The following is a 12045-nucleotide window of genomic DNA, read 5'->3' on the forward strand; positions in this document are numbered from 1 at the left end:
GATTTGTCTCGCTGTACCCAGCGCATCATTCGACCCGCCAGTCGGTACGCGCGATCGCACAGGGCAACGTGAACGCAAATGCGATTCGTGGGTCGGACGTCCGCTCGAGTGCGTCGCGTCCGGCCCCGCCTGCCGATATTGGTTTAAGTACCCGCTCCTCAGAACAAGCGCTTGAGCAGCCCGACATTCGTTTGGCCGAGCTCGACCACCTCATCGCCGCGACCGCTGATGATCGCCTTTGCCATGTAAAGCGTGAAGCCCTTCATCTGCTCCAGCGTGATCTTGGGTGGCATCGAGAGCTCGGTTCGAGCGGTGACCGCGTCGAGCAGTGCCGGACCAGGATGCGCCAACACATCGCGAATGCCAGTCTCAACCTGGCCCGGATCGGTCACCCGGACGCCATGCAACCCGATCGCGCGTGCCATTGCGGCGAAATCCGGATTGTCGAGTGCGACGCCCGTCTCGACCAATCCTTCAGCCTTCATCTCCATTTCGACGAAGCCCAGCGTACCGTTGTTGAAGACGATGATCTTCACCGGCAGTCCGAGCTGGCGGACGGTCAGCAATTCACCCATCAGCATCGCAAGGCCGCCGTCACCCGACAGCGTCACGACCTGCCGCGTCGGGTACGCCGCCTGTACGCCGATCACCTGAGGCAGGGCGTTTGCCATCGAGCCGTGATTGAACGATCCGATCAAGCGGCGACGTCCGTTCATCTTCAGATAGCGCGCCGCCCATACTGTCGGCGTGCCGACGTCGCAGGCAAAGACCGCATCGTCCGCCGCCTGTTCGCTCAGGACGCGGGCGACATGCTGCGGATGAATGATGCCGCTGCCGGGAGTCCCATCGGCCAGCTCGTCGAGACCTTTGCGCGCGTCCGCGTAATTCTCGCGTGCCGAATGCAAGAAGGTCCCGTCGCGCGCGCCGGTCAGCTTTGGCAGGAGCGCGACGATCGTCGCACCGACATCGCCGACCAGACCGATATCGATCGCCGTGCGTCGACCGAGGTTCTCCGGTAGCAAGTCGATCTGCGCGACCTTCGCTTTTTCGGGGTAAAACTGGCGATACGGAAAGTCGGTGCCCAGCATCAGCAGCATGTCGCAGGCCATCATCGCGTCGTAGCCGCTCGAAAAGCCGATCAGCCCGGTCATGCCGACGTCATAGGGATTGTCGTACTCTACGAACTCCTTGCCACCTAGCGCGTGTACGACCGGCGCCTGCAAGACTTCGGCGAGTTTCACGACTTCGGCATGCGCGGTGCGGCATCCGCGCCCCGCCAAAATCGTCACTTTCGGTGCACCGTTGAGCAACGTCGCGAGTTCGGCGATCTGCATCTCTTCGGGGACCGTCACCGACCTCGGTGGCAGCAGCGCCCCAACCGAACGGGCGAGCGTGCCGGTGGTCGATCGAAGCGCGACATCGCCCGGCATCGCTACGACCGACACGCCGCGGTGACCGACCGCGGCGCGGATCGCCGTTTCCAGCGTCCGCGGCATCTGAGCGGCGTCGGAGATCGTCTCGCAATACACGCTGCACTCTCGAAACAATGCCTCGGGCCGCGTTTCTTGGAAATAGTTCGACCCCACCTCTCCGCTCGGTACCTGCGCGGCGATCGCCAAAACCGGTACGCGCGTGCGGTGGCAATCGTACAGGCCGTTGATCAGATGCATGTTGCCGGGTCCGCACGAACCGGCACAGACCGCGAGCTTACCGGTTAGTTGCGCCTCGGCGCCCGCGGCGAACGCGGCGGCTTCCTCGTTGCGGACGTGGATCCATTCGATCTTGCCTTGCCGCCGCAAGCTGTCCGTCAGCCCGTTGAGACTGTCGCCGACGACGCCGTAGATCCGCTCGACACCTGCGAAGTGCAGCGTTTCGGCGAACAGGTCGGCGATCAGAGTTTTGGGCATGGAATGGCTCCGCACGTGAGGAATGGTCCGCTCGACCAGCGAGGGGGACGTAGGGCAAACGCATTTCGGTGCGATCGGGATGCACGGGATGCAATTTGGGAACGGCGGCAGACCAGCTTCGACGCAAGACAGAACGACCCTAGAAAGCGACATCCTCGCATGCGGGACATCGCTCAACTCTGGTCACGTGGTCTACGACGATACATCTAGCTCGCGTCGCGGAGTTGCGCTAGCAAACGTGCATGACCGTACCCGCTATTCTAAAAAACCTGCGCCTGCCTGTAATCGGGTCGCCGCTTTTCATCATCTCGGGTCCCGAACTGGTGATCGCCCAGTGCAAGGCGGGGATTGTCGGGTCGTTCCCGGCGCTGAACGCGCGGCCCCAGGCAAAGCTCGACGAATGGCTACACCAGATCACCGAAGAGTTGAGCGCATTCAACCGCGCGAACCCTGATCGCCCGGCCGCGCCGTTCGCCGTGAACCAGATCGTGCACAAGTCGAACGACCGGCTCAATAGCGATCTGGAAACCTGCGCAAAATGGCAGGTGCCGATCGTCATTACATCGCTCGGCGCGCGCGAAGACCTCAACACCGCCGTACACGGCTGGGGCGGCATCACGCTGCACGACGTCATCGACGATCGCTTCGCGCGGAAGGCGATTGAAAAAGGCGCCGATGGACTGATCGCGGTTGCGGCCGGCGCCGGTGGGCATGCCGGTCGCCTGTCGCCATTCGCGATCGTCCAGGAAATTCGCCAGTGGTTCGACGGTCCGCTCGCTCTGTCGGGCTCGATCGCGACCGGCGATGCAGTGCTCGCGGCACAGGCGATGGGCGCCGATTTCGGCTATATCGGATCGCCGTTCATCGCGACCACCGAAGCGAACGCGGACCAGGCATACAAGGACGGCATCGTCGCGGGCCGCGCATCGGACATCGTTTATTCGAACCTGTTCACCGGCGTGCACGGCAATTACCTGCGGGCCTCGATCGTCGCCGCCGGGATGGACCCGGACGCGCTGCCCGAGGGCGATCTGAAGACGATGGACTTCGGGGGTGGCAACGGATCCAAGGCCAAGGCGTGGCGCGATATCTGGGGTTCAGGCCAGGGAATCGGCGCAGTCACCGAGATCGAAACCGTAGCCCTGCGCGTTGACCGCCTCGAACGCGAATATAGCGCAGCGAGAGCGCGACTGGCGCTGTAGGGCCGAAAGGGCATGCCTTCGCGCCGTCCATGATCGGCGTCGCCTACACCTAGAATGCGGTGGCGAGACGGGTCTGCATCGATAGCGCGGGGCTGACGATCGGCCCTGGCGTATCCTGTGCCAGATCCAGCCGTGCCACACGCCGATGCAGGTCGATGCTCGCCTCGACCAAGCGGCGAGCTTGGTCCGGCAGGCTGTCGGTTATCGTCTGATCCGTTGGCGGCGCATCGCCCAATCGCCGTCGCGGATCGAGGGCATCGCTTGCATGTAGTTCCCCTGACCGCACGGCACGCTGCGTCAGGAACCAGGCGATCACGTGCATGAGCCGAGTCGTGACTTTGAGCGACTCGCAACTAAAACTCACACGGACCGGCGGATCCAGCGCATCGCGATCCGCCCTCCCTGCCTCGTCGAAATAATCCCGCGCCTCGTCTGCCAGCAGCATAGCCTCGTTATATAGCGCATCGATCAGACGGTGCTGCAAAAGCAGTTCATGGCTGGTCCGGGTCATCGTCATCAGCGATGCCACACGGACTCCATGTCCAACAGCGAGGTTAGTGGCGCGATAACTGCGCAGTGTCCCGGAATGCGTCAGTTTTGCCGATTGCCGACGGCATTCGTCAGGCGATGATGTCGGGAATCATTTGATCCTCGATCATGGCGATCTCATCGCGCAGACGCAGCTTGCGCTTTTTCAAGCGCGCCATCTGCAGTTGATCGGGGACGGCGGTCATCGCCAGTGCGGCGATCGCATCGTCCAGATCGCGGTGCTCGGTCCGCAGTCCGTCAAGTCGTACCCTGGCCTTTGCGTCGTCCACCTTGTCCCCCGGTTGATGCCGCTAACCTGAAGTCGTCCTTAACGAATGCAGCGCCTCGTGCGAGTGCTAAACGTCGCAGGCGCGTCTGAATCGTCGCGGTAGGGAGCAAAACGAGTCGTCGCTGGAAAAGGCGTAGTCGTCGATATGATCCATTTCCGATGAAGACATTTTCGTGACTCGGTGGTTTACTCGTTGTCCCAACCCGAATGCAGGAGGTATCCCACCGTGCAGACGACGCATCAGACAGCTTTGGAGAACAAGCACGCCGTGCTGGATCGGCGCATTGCCGAGGAAATTCATCGCCCCATGCCTGACACAGCATTGGTTGCAGGTCTCAAGAAACAGAAACTGCGTCTGAAGGAAGAGATCGTCAGTCTGTAAGCGAGGATAGGCAACGCCCCCCGGCTATCTGCCGAGGGGCGATTTCCGTAGAATATCGCGAACAATTCGGTTTAGCGTTCACGCGTTTCGAACGATCTGTCGCTAAGCGGTCGGCGGAATTTCCGACACCCGCGGCTTAGTCACTTTTTCAGGATCGATCAGCGGATCTAGCGCGATCCCGATACGACCTTCGGTGCACCACGCTACCTTGCCCTGGACGTCTCCAATGCCGCGCAGGGTGATCGTGACCGGCGTTCCGACATCGGCGACTTGGTCCAGTTCAATCATCAGGCCGCCAGCCGACAGATTGCGGACTCGCACTTCCCGAAGAACGGTTTCGTTATCGAGACGGATTTGCGCCGTCAGGACCAAACTGTCGCGTGGACGCCGCCGCTTGCCACCCTCGAAATCGGCACCGTTGGAAACATCGTCCGGTCGCATCATACCCTGCCGTGCCCCGTGGTGTCTGACGACCGATCACGAACGTTCGCACATTGGTCGATGCTGGCCATTCCGCTACTTTGTCCGTTCGTCATCATGGCAAGCCGTATAGGTTGGCCGGCGACATACAAGTCCACAACAGCAAACAGTGCAAGGCAGTCGCAGTTATCAGTCTTCGCGCGAGACCTTCTCGTTGCGTTCGTGACGTTCCTGCGCTTCCACCGTCATCGTCGCAATTGGCCTGGCTTCGAGCCGGGCAAGGCTGATCGGCTCGCCGGTTACTTCGCAATACCCGTACTCGCCTTCATCGATTCGACGGATGGCTGCCTCGATCTTGGAAACAAGCTTTCGTTGCCGATCACGCGTACGCAGTTCGATAGACCAGTCGGTCTCACTTGAGGCGCGGTCGGTAAGATCGGCTTCGCGCAGCGAGTCGACCTGAAGTTGCGACAGCGTTTCCTGCGATTCGCGTAAGATCGCATCCTTCCAGACCTGCAGCTTGCGGCGGAAATAGGCCTGCTGCCTCAGGCTCATGAACGGTTCGTCGGGTTCGGGCCGATACCCGTCAAGCCCGCCGTCGTTCGCCGGGTCGCGATTGAAATTGCCGATATCGTCCATACGATTCATCACGGTCGCCATACCACTCTCCCTCTGGCTCCGTCGGATCGACCTCGCCGATCTCCAGAAGCCGCCCCCAAATGGTGAAAGCGCCTATAGTCGTACGTTACCGGGACCACAAGCGACCGGACTTGCGCATCGATCATCGATTACGACATTTTATAATATGATCGCGGCTGATGGTTTCACGGAGTTGCAGCATACCGCATTCGGGCGATAGCCGGCCTTATGGTCCATATCCGACCCACTTATGTCCCAGCCCGGCACGTTAATCTTGGTTCGGGTATCGACCAACACGTAAAAGGTTCATTTACCGTTTTGGATATGGTTAATCGACTTGCGCTTAACGGTTTGTTTTGCAGTTAGTCGGATAGCGGTAAACGAAAGCCGTGGGCGGGGATCCGGCAACACGAGAGTGCCGGCAACGAAAGAATGACGATATGTCAGTGCGGATGGCTTTGGCCAAATTATGCGCGTGTGCGTGTGGAGGTGCCCTGATCGGTGGTGGTGCTGTGCACGTCGCCGAACGCCCGACGCGAACTGCCAACGCCAAGCGCGTGCTGGTCAAGCGAGTCGCTCGCCCTCAGGTTGCTGCGGTGCGCGCCCGTGTTCGCCGCGTTACCACCACGACGCGTACCACCTGCGCGCCCACGGTCGTGACGGTGGCAGGTGCAACGCCTGTCCCTGCCCCCGTCGGCGAAGGGTTCATTGGCGGCGGCGGTGCCGGTAGCGCGCCGATCCTGGTTGGCGGCAGCGGCGGGTTTTTCGGTGGGGGACTCGGTGGCGGGTTCGGCGGCGGCTTCGGCGGGAGCGGCGGATCGAGTGGGAGTATCGTCATCTCATCCACGTCGAGCGGGGGATCGACCTCGACAGGCGGATCATCGAGCAGCACCGGTGGCGCCGAAGTTTCAAGTACCTCATCGACCGGAGGATCGAGCGGGAACATCTCTTCCGCTTCCGGTGGATCGAGCGGCAACATTTCGTCGGCTTCCGGCGGCTCGAGCGGCGACGTCTCGTCGTCGTCGAGCAGCGCATCATCCGCATCCTCTGCCTCATCGGCGAGCAGCGCCAGTTCGTCGGGCTATGGCTCCAGCAGCAAGGGTTGGGGGTCTAGCGGGGGGTGGAATTCGACCGGCGGCTGGAGTTCGAACGGCTCGTCGGGCAGTTCCGCGTCGGGTAGCAGTGGATCGTCGGCAAGTTCGAGTGGATCGAGTGCCAGCAGTGCGAGTAGTGCCAGCAGCGCGAGCAGCGCCAGTTCGAGTGGTAGCACTGGATCGAGCGGAGGCCCTCCGGCGCCAGTTCCCGCGCCGCCGATGGTATTGCTGTTCGGTGCTGCAGCGGCAGCGCTGGTAGCGCGGAAGCGTTTCGCTCAACCGAAGGCTATTGCCGTTTAGGCGTCCGACATTACCAAAAGGCCCCGCCGGATATACTCCGACGGGGCCTTTTTTTGTATCTGCAATCAGGCGCTCTGTAGCGCCTTTTCGATGTCCTCGATCGGATGCCCGGTCAGGTCCTTGGCGAGTTCGCCCTTGAGGCGGCTACTGACTTCCTTGTGATAATGCTTGCGGAGCTCGCCGAGCGTCTTCGGCGGTGCGACCACGATCAGCGAGTCATACTTGTTCTTTAGAGCGCCGGTCTTGAGGAAGTCGGCAGCGTCAGCCGCGAAGCGATCTTCCTCGATCTGGTGGAAATCGGTCGGCTCAACCGAACTCTGCACACCGCCCTGCGGCGACGAGGCGCGGCCTGCTGAATCGGTCGCCTGGTCGCGCGTCGCCGGATTGTCCTGCTCCTGCGCCTTTTCGACGACGAGACTGGAAAACTCGGCGTCGCCCTCGTTGCGCAGGAACAGCATTTTCCGGCCGTCCGCGACGAGCACGACGGAGTTGTGGGGAAGATGCATGCGTGTCTCTCCTTTTCGCTATGCGTATGCGGGGTGAACGCGCCGCCTACCGGGGAGGTTGCGCCGCCTTGCGTACGCCCCCGCTGGTCGGCATAGCCCGGCCATGCACGACATACGCCTGATCCGCGACGATCCCGCCGCCTTCGACGCCGCCCTTGCCAAGCGGGGTGTTGCACCGCAGTCCGCGTCGCTGGTGGCGCTCGACGAACAGCGCCGCGCGACGATCGCGGACTCGCAGACCGCGCAGACCCGCCGCAACGAACTGTCGAAGGCGATCGGCCAGGCCAAGGCCCAAAAGGACGAGGCCAAAGCGCAGGCGCTGATGGCCGAGGTCGCGAGCCTCAAGGAGGCGCTGCCCGCTCTGGAAGCCGATGAGGCGCGGCTTGGTGGCGAACTCCAGGCAATGCTTACTGCGATCCCGAACCTTCCCGCGGCTGACGTGCCCGAGGGCGGTAGCGAGGACGACAACGCGCTCGTTCACACGCGGGGCACGCCGACGACGTTCGCCTTCGCGGCGCGCGAGCATGACGCGATCGGTCCTGCGATCGGCCTCGATTTCGAGACCGGTGCGGCGATGTCGGGCGCGCGCTTCACGCTGGTCCGCGGTCCCGCCGCCAAGCTGCAACGCGCGCTTGGCCAGTTCATGCTCGATCACGTCGCCGACGCTGGCTTTGAGCAGGTCTCGCCGCCGCTTCTCGTCCGTGACGAGGCCGTATTCGGCACCGGCCAGCTCCCGAAATTCTCCGAAGACTTGTTCCGGACCACCGACGGCCGCTGGCTGATTCCTACCGCGGAGGTGAGCCTTACCAACATCATCCGCGAACAGATCCTCGCCGAGACCGAACTGCCGCTGCGCTTCACCGCGCTGACGCCGTGCTTCCGCTCCGAGGCGGGCGCTGCGGGTCGCGATACGCGCGGCTACATCCGCCAGCATCAGTTCGACAAGGTAGAGATGGTCTCGATCGTCACCCCTGACATGTCCGAGGCCGAGCATGAGCGCATGACGGCGTGCGCTGAGGGCGTGCTCGATGCGTTGCAGCTACCGTTCAGGCGGATGCTGCTATGCACCGGCGATATGGGTTTCACCGCGGCACGCACCTACGATCTCGAAGTCTGGCTGCCAGGCCAGGCGCGCTACCGCGAGATCAGCAGCGTCTCGACCTGCACCGATTTCCAGGCGCGGCGGATGAACGCACGCTATCGGCCCGAGGGCGAGAAGGGCACGAGGTTCGTCCATACGCTCAACGGTTCGGCGCTCGCGGTCGGGCGGACGCTCGTTGCGGTGCTGGAAAACTACCAGCAGGAGGACGGCTCGGTCGCGGTACCGGCGGTCCTTCAGCCGTATCTTGGCGGGCTGACGCTGTTGGAGCCTAAGCGCTGATGCGGATCCTACTGACAAACGACGATGGCTATCACGCGCCTGGGCTCAAGGTGCTGGAGACGATCGCACGTACGCTGTCCGACGACGTCTGGATCGTCGCGCCCGCCGAGGAACAGTCGGGCGCTGGGCATTCGCTCACGCTCTCGCGGCCGATCCGGGTGCGGAAGCACGGCGAGAAGCGGTATGCCGTCGCGGGCACGCCGACCGACGCGGTGATGATGGCGCTCGCCAAGATCATGAAGGATTGCCCGCCCGACCTGATCCTGTCCGGCGTCAACCGGGGCGCGAACCTCGCCGAGGACGTGACCTATTCGGGCACCGTCTCGGCGGCGATGGAGGGCGCGCTGGGCGGCATCCGGTCGATCGCGCTGAGCCAGATCTACAGCCGCGAGGGCATGGGCGACAGCGTCCCGTTCGAGGCCGCCGCGGCGTGGGGCGAGCGCGTCCTGCGGCCGCTGGTCGACGCACCATTAGCCCCGCGCACGCTGGTCAACGTCAACTTTCCCGCTGTCCCCGCCGATGCGGTGAAGGGGGTTCGCGTCGTCGGCCAGGGTTTCCGCGACTATGGCCGGTTGCAGATCGTCAGCAACACCGATCCGCGTGGCTACGAGTATCACTGGTTCGCGCTAGGCCGGACCGTCGAAACGCCGGCGCACGGGACCGACCTCGAAGCTACGGCAGCGGGGTACGTTTCGGTCACGCCGCTGCATCTCGACCTGACGCATTTCGAGTCGATGGACATGCTGACGCAGGCCTATCGTTGATGCGGCGTGCGGGCGTCCTGGTTCCACTGGCGACGTTCGCGCTGACCGCGTGCATTCCGCACGTCGATCGCCCCGCCGGCTACGGTAACCCGCTACAGCGTCCGTACCGGTCCCCGCCCCGCCGCGACGATCCGCCCCGCCCGCGTGAGAATATGCCGCGAGAGGATACGCCGCGGGACGACAGGCCGCCGCAGGACATTCCCGGACGCGACACCGGCGAGGTCACCACCCTGCCCGCCCCGCGCCCCGCCTGGGAGGCGCGGCCGGTCAGCGCCGATGCGAAGACGATTCCCGACGCGACCTACGTCGTCCGGCCCGGCGATACGTTGAGCCGCGTGGTCGATCGCAGCGGTGCGAGCCTCGAAGCGATTGCGCGCGCGAACGACCTCGAATCGCCCTATTCGATCCAAGCCGGCCAGCGATTGCAGATCCCTGGCGGCCGCTATCATCAGGTTCGCCGCGGCGAGACCGGGATCGCGATCGCGCGTGCGTACGGCGTCGAATGGTCGCGGATCGTAGCCGCCAACGCGCTCGTCGAGCCCTACGTGCTACGTGCCGACCAGCGTATCCAGATCCCTGGCGAGCCGAGCGGCGGCACTGCGAGCGCGTCGGAACGCGCGCGCGCTTTCACGCTCGACATCGACGACATCCTGACCGGGGGCGAACCCGCGCTGGCCAGCAACCAGGCGCCTGCACGACCGATCGCGACCCCGCGGCGCGTGCTGCCGTCGAACGCCGTCGTCACCGCGCCGGCGCGTCTCGCGAGCGGCGGGTTCCTCTGGCCGGTAGACGGCAAGGTCGTGAAGCGCTTCGGCCACGGTGCCAGCGGCGAACGCAACGACGGCATCAAGATCGCCGTACCGGTCTCGACCCCGATCCATGCGGCCGCGGACGGCGTCGTCGCGTATGTCGGCGACGGCATCGCTGCGCTCGGCGGACTAGTCATCATCAAGCACGGCGGCGGCTGGACGAGCGTTTACGGCCACGCGTCGAAGCTGCTCGTGCAACGCGGGCAGAGCGTCAAGCGGGGCCAGACGATCGCGCTGTCGGGCGACACTGGGTTTGCGGATCGCCCCGAACTGCACTTTGAACTGCGCAAGGGGCGCACCCCGGTGGATCCAACGTCGCAGTTGCCACGAACGTGATTCTCCCCTCCCGCTTGCGGGAGGGGTCGGGGGAGGGCATGGGGGCTGGCAAGCCCCTCCCCTAACCCCTCCCGCACGCGGAAGGGGAACGAGACGCACCATGACCTACCAGTCCGACCTGCTCACCACGCTGACCTCGCGCGGCTATGTCCACCAGATGACCGATGCCGCCGCGCTCGATGCGCTCGCCGGCAAACAAGTGGTACCCGGCTATATCGGCTTCGATCCGACCGCGCCGTCGCTCCACGTCGGCAGCCTCGTCCAGATCATGCTGCTCCGTCGGCTCCAGCAGACCGGCCACAAGCCGATCGTCCTGATGGGCGGCGGCACCGGCAAGATCGGCGACCCCAGCTTCAAGGACGAAGCGCGCAAGCTGCTCGGCGAGGACGGGATCAAGGCCAACGTCGCCTCGATCCGGCGCATCTTCGAACGCTTCCTGACCTTCGGCGACGGGCCCACCGACGCGGTGATGCTCGACAATGCCGAGTGGCTCGACGCGCTCGAATATATCCCGTTCCTGCGCGATGTCGGCCAGCACTTCTCGGTCAACCGGATGCTCGCCTTCGATTCGGTCAAGCTCCGCCTCGACCGCGAACAGTCGCTGAGCTTCCTCGAATTCAACTACATGATCCTCCAGGCGTACGACTTCCTCGAACTGTCGCGCCGCGCCGACTGCCGGTTGCAGATGGGCGGCTCGGATCAGTGGGGCAACATCGTCAACGGCATTGAACTCGCACGCCGGATGGACTCGACCGAGGTCTACGGTGTCACCACCCCGCTGATCACGACCGCGGATGGCGGCAAGATGGGCAAGACGATGTCGGGTGCGGTCTGGCTGCACGAGGACCAGTTGCCGAATTTCGATTACTGGCAGTTCTGGCGCAACACCGACGACCGCGACGTCGGCCGCTTCCTGAAGCTGTTCACCGACCTCCCGCTCGACGAGATCGCGCGTCTCGAGGCGCTCGAAGGCGCGGAGATCAACGCCGCCAAGATCGTCCTCGCCAACGAAGCGACTGCCATGTGCCGTGGTCGGGACGCCGCCGAACAGGCCGCGGAGACAGCGCGTAAGACGTTCGAGGAAGGCGCGTCGGGCGACTCGCTCCCGAGCTTTGCGGTGAGCGGCGGCACGATCGGCATCGTCGAGGCGCTCGTCGGATTGGGCTTCGTAGCGTCGAACGGTGAGGCCCGCAGAAAGATCGCGGAGGGCGCGGTTCGCGTCGATGGAGAGGCCGTCCGCGAAACGACGGCAACCATCGACGTCAGCTCGCCCGTTCGCCTCAGCCTCGGCAAAAAACGGCACGGGATGCTAACCCCTTCGTAATAGACGCATTCTCATTTCGAAGAACGCCGCGTTAAGCATGACCGTTCGCACCCGGTTCACGCCATCCGGCATAAGTTAACGTTGATGGTCACAACCGGGGAACGATCGATGCCAGGCTCTGCAACGGCCGTTCGAGACGCACGGGGCGCGCCCCGCGACGAGGT

Annotated in this window: 14 protein-coding genes; 6 read left to right on the forward strand and 8 right to left on the reverse strand. The window is 63.9% G+C overall.

Annotated features, from left to right (window positions below; translation table 11 throughout):
• Window positions 1–158 precede the first annotated feature (158 nt).
• On the reverse strand, window positions 159–1907 hold the full coding sequence (gene poxB, locus O6W96_RS03170; protein WP_353468206.1) for a ubiquinone-dependent pyruvate dehydrogenase: 1749 nt from the start codon (window positions 1905–1907) through the stop codon (window positions 159–161).
• A gap of 242 nt (window positions 1908–2149) precedes the next feature.
• Between poxB and O6W96_RS03175 the strand changes: the two genes are divergently transcribed.
• Window positions 2150–3109, forward strand: a complete 960-nt coding sequence (locus O6W96_RS03175) for an NAD(P)H-dependent flavin oxidoreductase (protein WP_353468207.1) — start codon at window positions 2150–2152, stop codon at window positions 3107–3109.
• A 49-nt stretch (window positions 3110–3158) separates the two neighbouring features.
• On the opposite strand, the gene O6W96_RS03180 is transcribed toward O6W96_RS03175, so the two are convergent.
• Both O6W96_RS03180 and O6W96_RS03185 read right to left on the reverse strand, forming a co-directional pair.
• Window positions 3159–3620: a DUF1465 family protein gene (locus O6W96_RS03180; protein ID WP_353468507.1), complete on the reverse strand. Its 462-nt coding sequence runs from the start codon at window positions 3618–3620 to the stop codon at window positions 3159–3161.
• A gap of 109 nt (window positions 3621–3729) precedes the next feature.
• Window positions 3730–3927 (reverse strand): YdcH family protein, encoded by a 198-nt coding sequence (locus tag O6W96_RS03185; RefSeq protein WP_353468208.1) that lies wholly within the window; start codon window positions 3925–3927, stop codon window positions 3730–3732.
• A 225-nt stretch (window positions 3928–4152) separates the two neighbouring features.
• Between O6W96_RS03185 and O6W96_RS03190 the strand changes: the two genes are divergently transcribed.
• Window positions 4153–4308, forward strand: a complete 156-nt coding sequence (locus O6W96_RS03190; RefSeq protein WP_353468209.1) for a YdcH family protein — start codon at window positions 4153–4155, stop codon at window positions 4306–4308.
• Between the two features lie 102 nt (window positions 4309–4410).
• On the opposite strand, the gene O6W96_RS03195 is transcribed toward O6W96_RS03190, so the two are convergent.
• The 5 genes from O6W96_RS03195 to O6W96_RS03215 form a co-directional block, all read right to left on the reverse strand.
• Window positions 4411–4752 (reverse strand): PilZ domain-containing protein, encoded by a 342-nt coding sequence (locus tag O6W96_RS03195; protein WP_353468210.1) that lies wholly within the window; start codon window positions 4750–4752, stop codon window positions 4411–4413.
• Window positions 4753–4917: 165 nt separating this feature from the next.
• Window positions 4918–5388, reverse strand: a complete 471-nt coding sequence (gene dksA, locus O6W96_RS03200; RefSeq protein WP_353468211.1) for an RNA polymerase-binding protein DksA — start codon at window positions 5386–5388, stop codon at window positions 4918–4920.
• 562 nt (window positions 5389–5950) lie between these two features.
• The gene (locus O6W96_RS03205) at window positions 5951–6346 is read right to left on the reverse strand and encodes a hypothetical protein (protein ID WP_353468212.1); all 396 of its coding nucleotides are present in this window, start codon (window positions 6344–6346) and stop codon (window positions 5951–5953) included.
• A gap of 102 nt (window positions 6347–6448) precedes the next feature.
• Window positions 6449–6637, reverse strand: a complete 189-nt coding sequence (locus tag O6W96_RS03210) for a hypothetical protein (protein WP_353468213.1) — start codon at window positions 6635–6637, stop codon at window positions 6449–6451.
• Window positions 6638–6826: 189 nt separating this feature from the next.
• A complete protein-coding gene (locus O6W96_RS03215) occupies window positions 6827–7267 on the reverse strand; it encodes a host attachment family protein (RefSeq protein ID WP_353468214.1) in 441 nt (146 codons plus the stop codon).
• Between the two features lie 103 nt (window positions 7268–7370).
• Here O6W96_RS03215 and serS point away from each other — a divergent pair, with 103 nt between their 5' ends.
• From serS to tyrS, 4 genes are all read left to right on the forward strand, one after another.
• Window positions 7371–8648, forward strand: a complete 1278-nt coding sequence (gene serS, locus O6W96_RS03220; protein WP_353468215.1) for a serine--tRNA ligase — start codon at window positions 7371–7373, stop codon at window positions 8646–8648.
• Window positions 8648–9412 carry a 5'/3'-nucleotidase SurE gene (gene surE / locus O6W96_RS03225; protein ID WP_353468216.1) on the forward strand — a complete coding sequence of 255 codons (765 nt, stop codon included), beginning with the start codon at window positions 8648–8650 and terminating at the stop codon, window positions 9410–9412. The genes serS and surE overlap by 1 nt, the downstream gene beginning before the upstream one ends.
• A complete protein-coding gene (locus tag O6W96_RS03230) occupies window positions 9412–10557 on the forward strand; it encodes a M23 family metallopeptidase (protein ID WP_353468217.1) in 1146 nt (381 codons plus the stop codon). The genes surE and O6W96_RS03230 overlap by 1 nt, the downstream gene beginning before the upstream one ends.
• Window positions 10558–10657: 100 nt before the next feature.
• Window positions 10658–11881, forward strand: a complete 1224-nt coding sequence (tyrS, locus tag O6W96_RS03235; protein ID WP_353468218.1) for a tyrosine--tRNA ligase — start codon at window positions 10658–10660, stop codon at window positions 11879–11881.
• Window positions 11882–12045 lie beyond the last annotated feature (164 nt).

It is taken from the genome of Sphingomonas faeni (assembly GCF_040407495.1).
In the GTDB taxonomy this organism is placed as follows: domain Bacteria; phylum Pseudomonadota; class Alphaproteobacteria; order Sphingomonadales; family Sphingomonadaceae; genus Sphingomonas; species Sphingomonas faeni_D.